Source organism: Catenulispora yoronensis, from assembly GCF_039531695.1.
Lineage (GTDB): Bacteria > Actinomycetota > Actinomycetes > Streptomycetales > Catenulisporaceae > Catenulispora > Catenulispora yoronensis.
On record NZ_BAAAQN010000024.1, the window covers coordinates 62,503 to 79,459 of the forward strand.

The following is a 16,957-nucleotide window of genomic DNA, read 5'->3' on the forward strand; positions in this document are numbered from 1 at the left end:
GAGCTCATGCGATAGTGCGATTCCGTCTACGTCATGCGGGATTTGATCTCAGTTCGTTGAGACAAAAACCGGCCCCCACCACTAGTCTGCCGACCCGTCAGCAATCTTCCAATGACTGGATGTCATAGACATCGGGGGCCCTCGGATGAGACGCAGAACACCTTCCTTGCTCACCGCCGTCGCGTTGGCTTCGGGCGCGGCGGCCGGTGCGCTGGCGACGGCGCCGGCCAACGCCACGGGGATCGCCGGACCGTGCAGCAGCACGCACCAGGAGACGCAGGCGAACCTGGGCTTCTCCCCGGCCGCCGCGGTGGCGCCGGTGAACGTCACGATCAGCCTGGCCGGCAACACCATCGACTCCGCGCACGGCTGCACCGCGGTCCTGGACTTCGGGGACGGGCAGCACGTCGATCTGGCGAACAACAACTCGGTCACGCACCTGTACCAGAACCCCGGCGACTACCGGGTGACGCTGACCATGCACTGGCCGGGCTTCACCCCGGCGATCGAGAGCGGGCACTTCCTCTCCGAGGGCGCGGCCGGGAAGGCGCTGGTGGGCCGGATCTCCGGCCAGGACCGCCTGGACACCGCCGTGCAGATCTCGAAGAAGCAGTGGCTCAACACCGACCCCAACAACTCCTGGGGCCAGGCGCAGGCCGCCGTCATCGCGACGTCGACGAACTTCCCGGACGCGCTGGCCGGCGTGCCGCTGGCGGCCTACCGGAAGGGCCCGCTGCTGCTGACCGACCCGAACGCCGGGCTCTACGGGCCGGCGGACGCCGAGATCAACCGCGTCGTGCCCAAGGGGCACACCGTCTACATCCTCGGCGGGTTCGCCGCGGTGCCGGCGGCCGTGGACGCGCAGCTGGTCAAGGAGGGCTACAAGGTCCAGCGGTTCGCCGGCCACGACCGGTTCGACACCGCGCTGCAGATCGCCAAGGACGGCATGGGCGACCCGAAGACCGTGGTCGTCGCCACCGGGCGGCTGTTCCCGGACGCGCTGTCGGCCGGGCCGCTGGCCGCCGGTCCGCGCGCCACCGAGGAAGCCGGGCAGGAGCCCCGGCCGGCCGCGATCATCCTCACCGACGGCGCCGGGTTCTACGACCCGGCCAGCGCGGCGTACGTCCAGAGCAAGCTGGGCACCGCGGACTGCCAGGCGGTCACCGCCGTCGGCGGCGCGGCGGTGAAGGCCGTGGACGTGCTGGCGGCCGGCAAGTGCCACAGCGACCTGTCCGGCAACGACCGCTGGGCGACCTCCTCCAAGATCATGGAGCAGTTCCCGCGCGGCTACCTGATCGGCGTGGCGAGCGGCACCACCTTCGCCGACGCGCTGGCCGGCGGCGCCTTCGTGGCCAACCTCCAGCAGCCGCTGCTGCTGACCGACCCGGCGAGCCTGCCGGACACGATCGGCCCGTGGTTCAACGGCCTGGCGAAGTACGACGGTGTGGCGTACGTCGACGTCTTCGGCGGACCGAAGGCGGTGAGCGACCACGTCGGCGCGCAGATCACCGACGCGGCGCACAGCGGCCACTACACGTCGAACGGCGCCTCGGTGCTGAACTCGGTCGCCGGCCAGGTCACCGGTCGGATCGCCGGTCGGGTCGCCGGTCAGTAAGACAGGCCGGGCGCGGGCGTTCCGTTCTTCCACACCCTGTGGACGAGCGGAACGCCCGGCCGGTAGGCGAGGTGCAGGAAGCTCGGGGCGTCCAGGACGGCGAAGTCCGCGCGGGCGCCCACCCCGAGTCGGCCGACGTCGGTCCGGCGCAGGGCCTTGGCGCCGCCGACGGTCGCCGCCCACAGCGCCTCGGCCGGCGACATGCGCATTTCGCGCACCGCCAGCGCGATGCAGAACGGCATCGAGTTGGTGTAGCAGGACCCTGGGTTGCAGTCGGTGGCGATCGCGACGGTCGCCCCGGCCTCGATGAGGCGCCGGGCGTCCGGATACGGCGAGCGGGTGGAGAACTCGACGCCGGGCAGCAGCGTGGCGACGGTCTCCGAACCGGCCAGGGCGTCGACGTCCTTGGCGTCCAGGAACGTGCAGTGGTCGGCGGACGCGGCGCCGAACTCGACCGCGAGCCGGACCCCGGGACCGTTGCCGAGCTGGTTGGCGTGCAGCCGCAGCGCGAGGCCCTTCTCCCGCGCGGCGGTCAGGATCTCGCGGGTCTGCTCCTCGTCGAAGGCGCCGCGCTCGCAGAAGACGTCGGCGTAGTCGGCGTAGGGGGCGCAGGCGTCGAGCATCTCGCCCTTGACCAGGTCGACGTACGCGTCGGGGCGGTCCTTGTACTCCGCGGGCACGACGTGCGCACCGAGATAGGTGACGGCCTCGACCTGCTCACGCGCTAGCCGCAGCGCCCGCGCCTCGTCCGCGACGGTGAGTCCGTAGCCGGACTTGCACTCGACAGTGGTCGTCCCCTGCCGCAGCATCTCGCCGGTGAGCCGCGCGAGGTTGGCCCGCAGCACGTCGTCGCCGGCGGCGCGGGTGGCGGCCACGGTGGTGCGGATACCGCCGGCCGAGTAAGGCGTCCCGGTCATCCGCGCCTCGAACTCCCGCGACCGATCCCCGGCGAACACCAGATGCGCGTGGCTGTCGACGAACCCGGGCACGACCGCGCGCCCGCCGACATCAACGCGCTCGTCGGCGTCGGGCGCCCGCGACGCCGGACCGGTCCAGGCGATCCGGCCGTCGTCGCCGACGACGAGCGCGGCATCGGCGAGGATGCCGGCCTCGGCGTGGGTGGTGAGCTCGGCGATGCCGGTGATGAGGGTGGTCACGCTGCTTCCCTGTCGTCGCGGGCTACTTGAAGATCGCCCCGATCGCCGCCGCCAGCCGTCCCGGCACGTCCTCGACCAGCTCATGCCGATGATCGCGCACCGTGAACCGGCCGTTGACCACGACATGCCGGACGTCGGCGGCGGTCGCGGCGAAGACCACCGATTCGGCGGTGTGGGCGGGCTGGACGCCGGCGAGGCGGACGGTGTCCAGGGCGATGGTCGTGAAGTCGGCCGGGGCGTTCGGGGCCAGGGTGCCGGCTTCGGGGCGGCCGAGGGCGGCGTGGCCGGCGGCGGTGGCGGCGTGCAGGAGTTCGGCGGCGCGCCAGTGGCCGCGGCGTTCGGAGCGCAGGCGCTCGTCGAGTTCCACCGCGCGGGCCTCCTCCAGCAGGTCGATCACCGCGTGGGAGTCGGAGCCGAGGTTGATCGGGGAGCCCGCCAGGTGCACCGCGCGGGCCGGGCCGATGCCGTCGGCCAGGTCGCGTTCGGTGGTGGCGCACATGCACACCGCGGTCGTGGAGGAGCCGAGCAGGTCGATGTCCATCTGCGACAGGTGCGTGGCGTGCACCGCCGTGGTGCGCGGGCCCAGCGCGCCGTGGGCGTGCAGCAGCTCGGTCGGCGTCTTGTGGTGCCGGGCCAGGCAGGCGTCGTTCTCGGCGCGCTGCTCGGACAGGTGGACGTGCAGCGGCAGCTCGTGCTCGGCGGCGAAGGCCACCACCGGCGGCAGCTGGTCCACCGGCACCGCGCGGACGCTGTGCACCGCCGCGCCGATCCGCACCGTCTCCGAGCCCGCGTACGCCTTGCGCAGCCCCTCCACCCGGTCCGCCCAGCGGCCCGCGTCGCCGTCGGAGAACCGGCGCTGCACGTCGGTCAGCTCGGTGTCGAAGCCGCCGGCCAGATAGCAGGTGTCCAGCAGCGTGAGCCGGATCCCGGCCGCCGCCGCGGCCTCGGCCAGGGCGTGGCCCATCGCGTTCGGGTCCTGATACAGCCCGCCCTTCGGCGAGTGGTGCAGGTAGTGAAACTCCCCGACCGCCGTGACGCCGGCCAGCGCCATCTCCGCGAACACTGCGGTGGCCAGGTCCCGGTAGGAGTCCGGGTCCAGGTGCGCGGCCGCGGCGTACATCTGCTCCCGCCAGGTCCAGAACGTGCCCTGCCCGACCTGGGTGCGGCCGCGCAGCGCCCGGTGGAAGGCGTGCGAGTGCACGTTCGCCAGCCCCGGCATCGTGAACCCGGCCAGGTGCACCGCCTCCTGCGGCGGGTTGCGCACCCCGCAGGTCACCGCCGAGATCCGCCCGGCGGCGGTCTCGATCAGCACCTTGCTCTTGACCTCGCCGTGGATCCAGGCCAGATCGCACCAGAACTTCACCGGCGCCGCGCCCCCGGGCTCCGGCGCGCGCCGCCCGCTGTCCGACCGGCCTTCTTCGAATGTCACTGAGCCAGCTCCTGCAACACGTCGGCGAGTGCGGTCACCCCGGCCAGGCAGTCGCGGTCCTCCGCGTGCTCGCCGGGCGCGTGCGACACGCCGCTGGGGTTGCGGACGTACAGCATCGCGGTCGGAACGGCCGCCGCCAGGATCCCGGCGTCGTGCCCCGCGCCGGTCGGCAGGACCGGCACGGCTCCGAAGCTTTGACGGAGGGTGCCCGTCAAAAGGTTCCGCAAAACGTGGTCGAATTCCACGACCGGCGTGTGCGACTCGCGCTCGGCGGCCAGCACGGTGCCGTCCCGCCCGGCGCGTTCGCCGGCGGCCTGGACGATCTCCTCGGTCACGGCCGCCAGGATCTCCTCGGCCGGGGCCCGGACGTCGAGCCAGGCGCGCACCCGCGACGGGATGGCGTTCGTCCCGTTGGGTTCCACCACCAGCCGCCCGAACGTGGCCACCGCGCCGCCGAGCTTCGCCTTCTTCCGCGCCGCCAGCACGGTGTTCGCGTAGGTCAGCATCGGGTCGCGCCGATCCTCCAACCGGGTGGTCCCGGCGTGGTTGGCCTCGCCGCCGAAGTCGAACCGCCAGCGGCTGTGCGGCCAGATCGCCGAGGCCACCGCCACCGGCGACTCGGTGAAGGCCAGCGCCTTGCCCTGCTCCACGTGCAGCTCGACGTAGGCGGCGACGCCCGCCAGCCGCTCGTCGTCGCGCCCGAGGGTGTCCGGGTCCTGGCCGGCGCGCTCCATGGCCTCGGCCATCGTGACGCCGTCCAGGTCGCGCAGCGCGCGCGCCTTGCCGGGATCCAGGGCGCCGGTGAGCAGCCGCGAGCCGGCGCAGGCGACGCCGAACCGCGCGCCCTCCTCGTCGGAGAAGCAGGCCACCGCGAACGGCTTGGCCGGGGTGAAGCCGCGGGCCCGCAGCACGTCGATCGCCGCGAACGCCGACACCACGCCCAGCGGACCGTCGAACGCGCCGCCGTCCGGCACCGAGTCCAGGTGCGACCCGGTGACGACCGCGCCGGGGCCCTTCGGCCCCCACCACGCCCACAGGTTGCCGTTGCGGTCGGTCTCCATGTCCAGGCCGCGCGCCGCGGCCTCGGTGCGGAACCACTCGCGGCAGGCCAGATCCGCGGTGTTCCAGGCGAACCGGCGGTAGCCGCCGGTGTCGGGGTTCAGGCCGAGCGGCAGAAGCGAGCGCCACATCTCGTGGTAGCCGCTCGCCTCCGCTTCGTCCACAGCCCTGTGGATGGTTTCGAGCAAGGACACTTTTACGCGCTTCCGCTTTCTCGCATCGGGATCCGTACGCCCCGCTCCTCCGCGATCTCGTCGGCCCGGTCGTAGCCGGCGTCCACGTGCCGGATCACGCCCATCCCCGGATCGTTCGTCAGGACCCTGCGGACCTTCTCCCCGGCCAGCGCCGTGCCGTCGGCCACGGTCACCTGGCTGGCGTGGATCGAGCGGCCCATGCCGACGCCGCCGCCGTGGTGGATCGACACCCACGAGGCGCCGGAGGCCACGTTCACCATCGCGTTCAGCAGCGGCCAGTCCGCGATCGCGTCGGAGCCGTCGGCCATCGCCTCGGTCTCCCGGTACGGCGAGGCCACCGACCCGCAGTCCAGGTGGTCCCGGCCGATCACGATCGGCGCGGCCAGCGTGCCGTCCGCCACCATGGCGTTGAACCGCTCCCCGGCCAGGTGCCGCTCGCCGTAGCCGAGCCAGCAGATCCGGGCCGGCAGGCCCTGGAAGCGCACCCGCTCCCCGGCCAGCTTGATCCAGCGGGCCAGCGACTCGTTCTCCGGGAACAGGTCCAGGATCGCCTGGTCGGTCTTGGCGATGTCGCTCGCCTCGCCGGACAGCGCCGCCCAGCGGAACGGGCCCTTGCCCTCGCAGAACAGCGGCCGGATGTAGGCCGGGACGAAGCCCGGGAAGTCGAAGGCGCGGGCGTAGCCGGCCAGCTGCGCCTCGCCGCGGATCGAGTTGCCGTAGTCGAAGACCTCGGCGCCCTTGTCCTGGAAGCCGACCATGGCCTCGACGTGCTTGGCCATCGACTCCCGCGCGCGCTGCGTGAACTCCGCCGGCTTGTCCTTCGCCAACTGCTTCATGTCGTGGAAGTCCACGCCGATCGGCAGGTAGGCCAGCGGGTCGTGGGCCGAGGTCTGGTCGGTCACGATGTCGATCGGCGCGTCCATCGCCAGCAGTTGCGGGACCAGCACGGCGGCGTTGCCCAGCACGCCGATCGAGAGCGGCTCACGCTTGTCGCGAGCGGCGACCGCGAGCTGGAGCGCGTGATCCAGCGAGTCCGCCTTCACGTCCAGGTAGCGGTGCTCCACCCGGCGGTCGATCGAGCGCTCGTCGCAGTCGACGCAGATCGCCACGCCGCCGTTCATGGTCACGGCCAGCGGCTGCGCGCCGCCCATGCCGCCCAGGCCCGCGGTGAGGGTGATGGTCCCGGCGAGGGTGTCGCCGAACTTCTTCGCGGCCACCGCGGCGAACGTCTCGTACGTGCCTTGAAGGATGCCCTGCGTCCCGATGTAGATCCAGGAGCCGGCGGTCATCTGCCCGTACATGGTCAGGCCGAGCGCCTCCAGCCGCCGGAACTCCTCCCAGTTCGCCCAGTCGCCGACCAGGTTGGAGTTCGCCAGCAGCACGCGCGGCGCCCACTCGTGGGTCTGCATGACGCCGACCGGCTTGCCGGACTGCACCAGCATGGTCTCGTCGTCCTTCAGCGTTCGCAGCGTGCGCACCATCGCGTCGAACGACGACCAGTTCCGCGCCGCCTTGCCGGTGCCGCCGTAGACCACGAGCTCGTCGGGGTGCTCCGCCACCTCCGGGTCGAGGTTGTTCATCAGCATCCGCATCGCGGCTTCCTGCTGCCAACCTCGCGCGGAAACGCTGGTCCCACGGGCGGCGCGCACCGGGCGCGGGCCACTGGTCGCGGTCATGGCTGGTCCCCTCTCATTCATCCGGGCGATCGACCGTATGATCTCATTCATTCAGACCGAGTCGTACCCCCACAAGGTCGCGACCCCACAAGGGAGCACAGTGTCCATGAGCCAGACAGTCGTGATCGGTGAGGCGGATCTCACTTTCGGCGACATCGTCGCCGTGGCCCGCGAAGGCGCCCGGGTCGAATTGTCCCAGGCCGCGCTGAAGGTGCTGGCCGAGGGCCGGGCCCTGGTCGACCGCCTGGCCGCCGCCCCGACCCCGGCCTATGGGATCTCCACCGGCTTCGGCGCGCTGGCCACCCGGCATATCGACCCCGAGCTGCGGGCCCAGCTCCAGCGCTCGCTGATCCGCTCGCATGCCGCCGGCATGGGGCCGCTGGTCGAGCCCGAGGTGGTGCGCGCACTGACCCTGATGCGGCTGAAGACCCTCGCCACCGGCCACACCGGCGTCCGGCCGGTCGTTGCCGAGACCATGGCCGCGCTGCTCAACGCCGGGATCGTGCCGGCGGTCCGGGAGTTCGGCTCGCTGGGCTGCTCGGGGGACCTCGCGCCGCTGTCGCACGTCGCGCTGGTGCTGATGGGCGAGGGGGAAGTGGTCGGACCGGACGGGGTCTCGGTCCTGCCCGCCGGGCCGGTGCTGGCCCAGCACGGGATCATGCCGCTGGAGCTGGCGCCCAAGGAGGGGCTGGCGCTGATCAACGGCACCGACGGCATGCTCGGCATGCTGATCCTGGCGCTGGCGGACCTGACCGAGCTGGTCAAGGCCGCGGACATCTCGGCCGCCATGTCGGTGGAGGCGCTGCTGGGCACCGACAAGGTGTTCCGGCCCGAGCTGCACGCCATCCGGCCGCACCCCGGGCAGGCCGCGTCCGCCGCGAACCTGATCAAGGTGCTGCACGACTCGCCGATCATGGAATCGCACCGCGAGCCCAACGAGTGCACGCGGGTGCAGGACGCGTACTCGCTGCGCTGCGCCCCGCAGGTCGCGGGGGCGGTGCGGGACACGATGGCGCACGCCGCGACCGTCGCCGAGCGCGAACTGGCGGCCATCGTCGACAACCCGGTGGTGCTGCTGTCGGAGGGCCGCGTGGAGTCCAACGGGAACTTCCACGGCGCCCCGGTCGCGATGGTCCTGGACTTCCTGGCCATCGCCGTCGCCGACCTCGGGTCGATCGCCGAGCGGCGGACCGACCGGATGCTCGACGTGGCACGGTCGCACGGCCTGCCGCCGTTCCTGGCCGACGACCCGGGCGTCGACAGCGGCCTGATGATCGCGCAGTACACCCAGGCCGCGCTGGTGAGCGAGAACAAGCGGCTGGCGGTGCCGGCGTCGGTGGACTCGATCCCGTCGTCGGCGATGCAGGAGGACCACGTCTCGATGGGCTGGTCCGCGGGGCGGAAGTTGCGGACCGCCGTGGACAACCTGCGGCGGATCATCGCCGTGGAGATGGTCACGGCCGCGCGGGCGCTGGACCTGCGCGCTCCGCTGGTGCCGGCCGAGGGGACCGGGGCGGCCGTGCGCGCGCTGCGCGACGGCGGCGTCGGCGGCCCGGGGCCGGACCGGTTCCTGTCGCCGGAGTTGAGGGCTGCTGAGGAGGCCTTGAAGGGCGGAGGAGTGGTCGCCGCGGTCGAGGCCGCGGTGGGGACTTTGGGATGAGGTGAGTGAGGGGCGACCCTCTCGCAGGCCGGCGCGCGTCACTGGGTGAGAACCCCGGTGGCGCGCGCCGTTGTTTATGTAGCGGCCGGTTTTACTTAGGGAAGATGCGCCGCGACGACGCTGAGAGTGGCCTGGTCGTTGGAGGAATCGGTGACGTGGTCCATGGTGACCGGGACTGAGAGGACGGCGATGGTGGCGCCTTTGCGGACCACGTAGGTGCGGAACTGGTTGAAGGTTCCGGTGGTCACGGAGTTCGTGTAGGTATCGGTGCGGCCGATGGCGAAGCCCTGCGGAGAAGCGCTGTTCGCGCCCATCGCACCGCCGGGTGTGACGACGCTGGTGACGTTGCCGACCGTGTCCTCGGTGTGGTGGCAGGTCTGGGACGCGTAGAGAGCCTTCGCCTTTTGGTACGCGGCTATCGCGTCGCCCGTGGAAGCGAAGACATGGATGTTCTCCTCGGCCGGGGAGACGTCGGCCGTGTTGCCCGGAGCCCAGTTGCGCTGCCGGGAGTCGGGGGCGGCGTGGCCGTCGGCCGTGGTGTCGATCGGGTCGAAGGCGCTGGCGCAGACGTCGGTGACGGGGATGGCGCTGCCGGCGAGGTCCGCGCCGGGGGCCGCCCAGGGCCGGCCGTCGGGGAACGGGACCTGGGACGGGGTGAGGAAGGCGGAATCCGGAACGCCGGCGGCCTGGAGGGCGTGGATCATCGCGGCCATGACGTCGGCGTCGTGGCCGGCGTCGTAGGCGTGCCAGCCCGCGCGCTGGAAGTATTCGAGGACGGCGATCCGGTTCCGGTGCTGGACGACGACGAGGTGGTCGGTGGCGTAGGCCGTCGTCTCGGCCCAGGCGAAGCCGTCGGCCGTGCGGGGCGCGTTCGAGGCCGAGCCGGCGCAGTTCGGAACGATGGCTTTGAACCTGGCGGCAGCGTGGGCCTCGGTGTCGTAGGCGTAGATGTCCTCGGTGGTCTGTTCGGGCCCGGTGGGGGACGAGTAGGCGAGCTGGGAGACCCCTTGGGTGAGTTCGGTGCCGGGCATCCTGCCGCAGGTGGAGGGGAGGGGCTGCTCGACATGGAGCGGGTCGACAGCACCCGGTACCCAGTGGAGGACGGCGGACAGCGGGAGGAGCGCGGGGTCGAGAAACTCCGGGGGGACGGTCGAGCCGGCGGGGTTGGCGGGCGTGGTGGAGGCCGGCGGGTCGGTGCGGGTCGCGGACGAGGCCGGGTTCGAGGAGGTCGCGGGCCCGGTGGTGGTCGGCGTCGGAGCCGTGGTCGCCGTGGACGAGGCTGATGGCGAGGACGATGGTGTGGCCGGGCTGGTAGCGATGGTCGGCGTCGGGCCGACCGGAGGTGTCGGCGCCTTGCGGGCTGCTGGGCTCGCCGCGAGAGCGACGCCGATGGCGACCGCGCAGGTGGTGGCCGCGGCGAGGGTGGCGACCGCGAAGGTGCGGTGGCGGCGGCGACTGCGATGGCGGTCGGCGATTGCCGCCAAGGGTGTCGGGCGCATGTGGGCCCGGCCGGCCTCGGCGAGGGCGGCGAGGGTCTCGGCGAAGGTCTCGCGGGGGGCGCCCATGTCGGGAAGCGCGCTTGGATCCGGATTCCGCCGCCGGTTCGAGAGCGGTCCGGGCTGCGAGTCCGAGTTCTGATTCCCTCGCGAAGCCGAGGGCGAGCCTGCGCCGGGACCGTTGTCCGGGCTCTGATTCGAAGTCGGGTCAGGCATCGAATGCCACTCCCTTCGGGGCCTGAGGTTCGTCGTCGGCGAACTCCCACACGTGCGGTGCCAATGCTTTGCGCCCCCGCGACAACCGGGCCTTCACCGTCCCGACCGGCGCCCCCGTCTCGGCGCTGATCTCGGTGACGCTCATCTCCTGGAGGTGGAACAGCACCAGCGCGCGGCGCTGTTCGGCGGGCAGCTTGCGCAGGGCCGCGCTGATGGCGAGGCGGTCGGGTGTGAGGTCGGGGACCGGATCCGGCGGCCGGGCGTGGTGCGCGGTCAGCCGGTTGACGGTTTTGCGCCACGCGCTGACCGCGACCCGGAAGCCCACGGTCCGGACCCAGGCCTCCGGGTCCTCGTAGTGCCGCACCTTCGACCAGCGCTGCCAGGCCCGGGCGTAGGCCTCGTGCGCTGCGTCCTCGGCGTCGGCGAGGTCCCCGAGGACGACGTAGAGGTAACCCACCACACGGTGCGCCGTCGCGCGGTAGAACGTGTCAAAGCCTTCTGGCGCCTCAGCTTCCGCCACGGCACCTCCCCCTGCTTCGGTGGACGATTCAGGGAGACCACGTCTGGGCCGCCCGCTCGGTTGCACCCGGAACCCGGCGTTTCTCAGGGTAGGGCTGGCACCACTGGAGGCCGGGGGCGGACATCATGGCGGGTGCGCCGCCGGGCGATGGATCATGACATCCATGCGGCTGAGAGTCTCGATATGGGCCAGGGGCCTGATGGCGTCCCAGGCGGCGCGCCACAAGATGGCCATCGGTTTCGTCGGCGCGGCGATCGTCCTGGTCGCCTGGATGGTGTTCCTGGCGAAGACCCTGCACGGCAAGGCGGTGGTGAGCCACTGGTCCACCGTGTGGATCGGCCTGGACACCATGGAGGCGCTGGCGCTGGCGGCGCTGGGCGTGCTGCTGGTGCGGCACGACCACCGCGCGCGGACGGCGGCCACGGTGGCCGCGACGCTGTTCGGGATGGACGCATGGTTCGACGTGATGCTGTCGAACGGGAGCGACTTCGCGGTGGCGCTGCTCCTGGCGATGATGTTCGAGATACCGCTGGCCGGAGCGTGCGCGGCGATCGCCCGGCAGACCGCGCGCTGGTACGACGTCTAGGCGCGGCGCCGTGCGTGCCGCCGGAGGTCAGGCTACTGGCGTTTGTCAGGGTTCTTCAGGATCCGTCAGGGTCCTTCATCAGGCGACGGCCAGGGCCCCGGCACTGTCCTCGGTGCCGGTCTCGGCACCGTTCTCGTCCGCGCTCCCCTCGCGCCGCGCCTTCGCCTCCGCCAGCGCCGCCTCGATCGTGCGGTTGTTCGTCATGGTCCCCACGATCACCGTCATCGTCGCCAGGATCCCGGCACCGACGATGAACGGGGCCCGCACCCCCGCGACATTGGCCAGCCAGCCTCCGAACAGGGCGCCCAGCGGACCGGCGCACAGGGCGATCAGGCGGCCGGTGGCGCCGACGCGGCCCATGAGCTCGTCCGGGACCACGGCCTGGCGGATGGCCGGGGCCAGGCTCATCGTGACGCCCATGCCGAGGCCGAGGGCGAGTTCGCCGACGCCGGCGATCCAGGCGTTGGGAGCCAGGCCGATGCCGAGGAGCGCGAGGGCTTCGAGCACGGCGGTGGCCGTCAGGGAGGTACCCGTGCCGAGGCGCGCCGCCGTCCGGGCCGCCACGGCGCTGCCGAGCAGGGCGCCGACGGCGTTCGCGGTGAGGTAGATGCCATAAGCGGTCGTGCCGAGGTGCAGGGTGTCCTTCACGAAGAGGACGAGCACCGCGTTGCAGCCCAGGAAGGCGAAGTTGCCCACCGCGGGACGGAGCGAGAGCCCCACCAGGAGACGGTTCTTGAAGAGGTAGGCCGCGCCCTCACGGGCTTCGCGGAGCAGCGAGCCGCGCGGCTTGGCGGGCTTCGCGGGCGTCTTGGGCAGCGTCCAGGTGGTCACGGCGCTGAACAGGAACGTCAGGGCGTCGCCCAGGATCGGCACCGCGCGGCCCAGGCCGAACAGGAGGGATCCGGTCGGCGGCCCCACGAAGCCGCCGAAAGCCTGCTGGGCGCCCTGCATCCGGGAGTTGGCGCGCTGGAGCAGGGCCAGGTCGCGGTCCTGGAGCACCTCCGGGAGGTAGGCGATGGAGGCCGAGTCGAAGAGGACCTGGCCGGTCCCGAGGAGGAACGCGGCGGCGAACAGGAGGTAGATGTCGGCCGATCCGGACATCACCAGGAGCGTCACGACCACGAGCAGGGCGAAGCGGAAGAGGTCGGCCAGGACCATCGTGCGGCGGCGGTCCCAGCGGTCCACCAGCGCGCCGCCGATCATGCCGAAGCACAGCCAGGGCAGCAGCGCGCAGGCTTCCATCGCCCCCAGCAGGATGGGGTTGTGGGTCAGCGTCAGGGCCAGGAGCGGGAGGGCGGCGAAGTAGATCCCGTCGCCGAGGGCGGAGACCGCTGACGCGCTCCATATGCGGTAGAAGCGCTGGGGCATCCGACTGGTCATTCAGACATCCTTCGGGCGGTAGAAGGCCACGAACAGGTCGGCGGCCGGCTGGGTCGGGTCGGAGAGGTCGTTCAGTTCCTGGAGCAGCGCCAGGACGCGCTCGTTGAACTCGTCCCAGGCGGCCGGGCTGAGGCGCGCGTGCTTGAGCCCGACGGTCCGCTGGTCGCTCGGCGGCGCGGCCTCGACGTCCATCAGGGCGTGCCGCATCAGGACCTCGTGGTGGCCGGTGCCGGTCTGGGGCAGCTCGATGGTCTTGCCGGTCATCGCGTAGTACTGCTCGGTGGCGCCGCCGACCTTGCGGGTCTCGACGACGTGCACCAGCCCGGCCTTGGCGAGGATCTTGATGTGGTGGTTGGAGCTGCCCTTGGCGATGCCGAGGCGCTCGGCGACCTGGGTGATCGTCGCCGGGCCGTCGCGCAGGACGCGCAGGATCCGGTGGCGCATGTGGCTGGCGATGGCCCGGAGCTGCTCGTCGCTCTCGATGTGGACACGATCCGTCATGGCTCTATGGTCAAGGACTCTTGACCGATAGTCAAAAGTCCTTGACCGTCAGGGCGGACAGCGGTCCGGGAACAAGCGGATAAGGATGTTTATGTCACTTGGTGACGTAGAACCCGCGCGCGTCGGCGAGGGCCTCGTACGCCTCCAGCCGCTCCTGCGTGCGCTCCGGGGCGGCGTCCGCCAGGGCCTGGAGCAGCAGCGCGGCGAAGGCCATCGGCGCCGCGTGCGAGTCGAACACCGAGCGGGAGCCGACGCCGACCGGCAGGAGGACGTCGGCCAGCTGGGCGAACGGCACCAGCGGGATGTCGGTCACGACCGCCGTCCTGATCCCGAGCTCCCGCGCGGTGCGCAGGACGGCGACGGACTCGGCGGCGTAGCGGGGAAGGACGAAGGCGACGAGCCAGGTGCCGCCCGCGGACGTCGCCTGGAGCAGCGCCTCGTGGGCCTGCGAGCCCGGGGTGTCGATCACTCGGACGTCCGGGTGGATGCGCGCGGCCCCGTAGGCGAAGTACGACGCGACCGGTCCCGACATCCGGAGCCCGAGGACCGTCAGCGGCTCCGAGGCGGCGAGGTCGCCACCCAGTTGGGCCAATCGGTCCGGATCGGCCGCGTATTTGTGGAGCGCCTCCAGATTGGCCTGGTCGCTCTCCAGAGCGGCATGCAGTTCGTTGCCCGCGCCGCGATCGCGAAGTCCCGCTTCCGGGACCCGGAGCGCTATGGGCCGCAGCGCCGCGCGGAGCTCGGGATAGCCGGAGAAGCCCAGGGCGGCGGCGAAGCGCGTCACCGACGGCTGACTCACGCCCACGCGCTCGGCGAGCTCCATGCTCGATAGGAACGCGACCTCGGTCAGATTCTCTAAGAGATAGTGCGCTATGCGCCGCTGGGCCGGCGAGAGGCGCCGGCCGTCCAACAGGGCCAGGAGTTCGTCCGCTGGTGGGAGGGCGGGAGCCGGTTTGGGGGTCGGCGATGTAGTGGGAGTCACAGCGTCCGGGGCCGTCACGAGCTTCCCTCCTCCCTGTGAGGCTGCCAACATCACTGAGTGGCGCGCCGGAAGTTACTCGTCAGTAGAATATTCTGGGGCCTCGACTACCGTACCCTCCGTACGGACGGTGATCGGGATGTGTCCGTCGATACGCACGTGTAGGAGGAGACCGAGGCTATGCAGCTCGCAGCCATCGTCGTCTCGCTGGTGATCTCGGTCATCGGCTTCGGTCTGCTGGGGCGGACCGGCGTTTACATCTACCAGTTCGTGAAACTCGGGCAGTCGACGGCGCCGGGCGCCCGGACCGGCGAGCCGCTGGAGCGGACCCGGAACCTGGTCCGGGAGTTCCTCGGCCACACCCGGCTGGCGCGCAAGGGCAAGCGCTGGATCGGCGCCATGCACTGGGTGGTCATGGTCGGGTTCGGCCTGCTGTTCTTCACCCTGGTGACGGCCTACGGCCAGCTGTTCGAGGCGGACTTCGCGCTGCCGCTGATCGGGCACTGGTGGCCGTTCGAGTTCGTGGTCGAGCTGATCACGCTGGTCATGATCTTCGCGATCGCCGGCCTGATCGCGGTCCGCCTGCGGAACCGGCCCGCCGGGCCCGGCTCCAAGGAGAAGGGCAAGCGCTCGCGGTTCTTCGGCTCCACGATGTGGCAGGGCTACTTCGTCGAGCTGGTCATCCTCGGCATCGGCTTCTGCATCCTGACCCTGCGCGGGCTGGAGGGCGCCCTGACCGGCGAGACCTCCTACAGCGTCCACTACCCGGTCAGCTACCCGCTGATCAAGGCCTTCGACGGGATGTCGGAGGGGTCGCTGCAGAACTGGATCTACGCGGTCGCGATGCTCAAGATCGTGATCTCGATGGTCTGGGCCATCACCATCGGCCTGCACTCCACGATGAGCGTGGCCTGGCACCGGTTCCTGGCCTTCCCGAACATCTGGTTCAAGAAGAAGGCCGACGGCGGCACCGCGCTGGGCGCGCTGTCCCCGATGGTGTCCGGCGGCGTGCCGATCGACTTCGAGGACCCGGCCGAGGACGCCAGGTTCGGCGTCGGCGCGGTCGAGGACTTCACCTGGAAGGGCCTGCTGGACTTCTCCACCTGCACCGAGTGCGGCCGCTGCCAGGACCAGTGCCCGGCCTGGAACACCGACAAGCCGCTGTCGCCGAAGCTGCTGATGATGGGCCTGCGCGACCACGCCGCGGCCAAGGCGCCGTACCTGTTCGCCGGCGGCGGCAAGGACCTGGAGGGCACCGAGAAGCTGGCCGAGGAGAAGTGGCTCTCGCTGCCGGACCTGGTCCGGGCCGAGGCCGAGCGGCCGCTGATCGGGACCGCCGAGGACAACGGCGTCATCGACCCGGACATCCTGTGGTCCTGCACCACCTGCGGCGCCTGCGTCGAGCAGTGCCCGGTGGACATCGAGCACGTCGACCACATCGTCGACATGCGGCGCTACCAGGTGATGATCGAGTCCTCGTTCCCGTCCGAGGCCGGCACCATGCTGAAGAACCTGGAGAAGGCCCAGAACCCCTGGGGCATGCAGCCCAAGAAGCGCACCGAGTGGATCGCGGAGCTGGACTTCGAGGTGCCGGTGTTCGGCGAGACGCTGGACGACATCAGCGAGGTCGAGTACCTGTACTGGGTCGGCTGCGCCGGAGCCCTGGAGGACCGCGCGAAGAAGACCACGAAGGCGTTCGCGGAACTGCTGCACATCGCCGGGGTGAAGTTCGCGGTGCTCGGCGGCCAGGAGGCCTGCACCGGTGACCCGGCGCGCCGCCTGGGCAACGAGTTCCTGTTCCAGATGCTCGGCCAGGGCAACGTGGAGATGCTCAACGAGGTCTTCGGCGCGGAGACCCCGGTCGAGAAGAAGAAGATCGTGGCGACCTGCCCGCACTGCTTCAACTCGCTGGCCAACGAGTACCCGCAGCTCGGCGGGCACTACGACGTGGTGCACCACACCCAGCTGCTGGACCGCCTGGTCACCGAGGGCAAGCTGACCCCGGTCACCCCGATCGACCAGAACATCACCTACCACGACCCCTGCTACCTGGGTCGCCACAACAAGGTCTACACGCCGCCGCGCGAGATCATCGCCAAGGTGCCGGGCCTGAAGAACACCGAGATGCACCGCTGCAAGGAGAAGGGCTTCTGCTGCGGCGCCGGTGGCGCGCGCATGTGGATGGAGGAGCGGCTCGGCAAGCGGATCAACGTCGAGCGGGTCGACGAGGCACTGTCCACCAACCCCGACGTGATCTCCACGGCGTGCCCGTACTGCCTGGTGATGCTGGGCGACTCGATCACCGCGCGCAAGCAGGCGGGCGAAGTGCCTGAGTCGATGGAAGTGGTTGATGTGGCGCAATTGCTGCTTACTTCGGTCAGACCGGCTGCCGTGGCGGCGGGTGCGTGACTGATCATCCAGTAAAGGGCTGACAAAAAGCGCCGAGCAGCCATCGAGTGGCTGTTCGACGCTGCTAGCCTCGCCTCCGC

13 protein-coding genes are annotated in these 16,957 nt (G+C 71.2%); 4 read left to right on the top strand and 9 right to left on the bottom strand.

The window, feature by feature from the left end; genetic code table 11:
* Positions 1-166: 166 nt before the first annotated feature.
* Positions 167-1,615, top strand: a complete 1,449-nt coding sequence (locus ABD481_RS20815) for a cell wall-binding repeat-containing protein (protein ID WP_344667374.1) — start codon at positions 167-169, stop codon at positions 1,613-1,615.
* Here ABD481_RS20815 and hutI read toward each other — a convergent pair.
* The 4 genes from hutI to hutU form a co-directional block, all read right to left on the bottom strand.
* Complete coding sequence (gene hutI / locus ABD481_RS20820) at positions 1,609-2,772, bottom strand: imidazolonepropionase (RefSeq protein ID WP_344667375.1); 1,164 nt, start codon at positions 2,770-2,772, stop codon at positions 1,609-1,611. The genes ABD481_RS20815 and hutI overlap by 7 nt on opposite strands.
* A 22-nt stretch (positions 2,773-2,794) precedes the next feature.
* The gene (locus ABD481_RS20825) at positions 2,795-4,201 is read right to left on the bottom strand and encodes a formimidoylglutamate deiminase (protein ID WP_425559239.1); all 1,407 of its coding nucleotides are present in this window, start codon (positions 4,199-4,201) and stop codon (positions 2,795-2,797) included.
* Positions 4,198-5,391 (bottom strand): allantoate amidohydrolase, encoded by a 1,194-nt coding sequence (locus ABD481_RS20830; protein ID WP_344667444.1) that lies wholly within the window; start codon positions 5,389-5,391, stop codon positions 4,198-4,200. The genes ABD481_RS20825 and ABD481_RS20830 overlap by 4 nt, the downstream gene beginning before the upstream one ends.
* Positions 5,392-5,456: 65 nt before the next feature.
* Positions 5,457-7,130, bottom strand: a complete 1,674-nt coding sequence (gene hutU / locus ABD481_RS20835) for a urocanate hydratase (protein WP_344667376.1) — start codon at positions 7,128-7,130, stop codon at positions 5,457-5,459.
* Between the two features lie 106 nt (positions 7,131-7,236).
* On the opposite strand from hutU, the gene hutH reads away from it, so the two are divergent.
* Entirely contained in the window at positions 7,237-8,790 is a 1,554-nt protein-coding gene (gene hutH, locus ABD481_RS20840) for a histidine ammonia-lyase (protein ID WP_344667377.1), read from the top strand.
* Positions 8,791-8,885: 95 nt separating this feature from the next.
* Here the strand turns inward: hutH and ABD481_RS20845 are convergent, their stop codons facing one another.
* Positions 8,886-10,355 carry a hypothetical protein gene (locus ABD481_RS20845; RefSeq protein WP_344667378.1) on the bottom strand — a complete coding sequence of 490 codons (1,470 nt, stop codon included), beginning with the start codon at positions 10,353-10,355 and terminating at the stop codon, positions 8,886-8,888.
* Positions 10,356-10,494: 139 nt separating this feature from the next.
* Complete coding sequence (locus ABD481_RS20850; RefSeq protein ID WP_344667379.1) at positions 10,495-11,022, bottom strand: sigma-70 family RNA polymerase sigma factor; 528 nt, start codon at positions 11,020-11,022, stop codon at positions 10,495-10,497.
* Positions 11,023-11,185: 163 nt separating this feature from the next.
* Here ABD481_RS20850 and ABD481_RS20855 point away from each other — a divergent pair, with 163 nt between their 5' ends.
* Positions 11,186-11,608, top strand: a complete 423-nt coding sequence (locus ABD481_RS20855) for a hypothetical protein (protein ID WP_344667380.1) — start codon at positions 11,186-11,188, stop codon at positions 11,606-11,608.
* Between the two features lie 78 nt (positions 11,609-11,686).
* On the opposite strand, the gene ABD481_RS20860 is transcribed toward ABD481_RS20855, so the two are convergent.
* The 3 genes from ABD481_RS20860 to ABD481_RS20870 form a co-directional block, all read right to left on the bottom strand.
* Positions 11,687-12,988, bottom strand: coding sequence for an MFS transporter (locus ABD481_RS20860; RefSeq protein WP_344667381.1), 1,302 nt, complete (start codon positions 12,986-12,988; stop codon positions 11,687-11,689).
* The gene (locus ABD481_RS20865; RefSeq protein ID WP_344667382.1) at positions 12,989-13,489 is read right to left on the bottom strand and encodes an ArsR/SmtB family transcription factor; all 501 of its coding nucleotides are present in this window, start codon (positions 13,487-13,489) and stop codon (positions 12,989-12,991) included.
* Between the two features lie 94 nt (positions 13,490-13,583).
* Entirely contained in the window at positions 13,584-14,522 is a 939-nt protein-coding gene (locus ABD481_RS20870) for a MurR/RpiR family transcriptional regulator (protein WP_425559240.1), read from the bottom strand.
* A gap of 126 nt (positions 14,523-14,648) precedes the next feature.
* Here ABD481_RS20870 and ABD481_RS20875 point away from each other — a divergent pair, with 126 nt between their 5' ends.
* On the top strand, positions 14,649-16,877 hold the full coding sequence (locus ABD481_RS20875) for a (Fe-S)-binding protein (protein ID WP_344667384.1): 2,229 nt from the start codon (positions 14,649-14,651) through the stop codon (positions 16,875-16,877).
* Positions 16,878-16,957 lie beyond the last annotated feature (80 nt).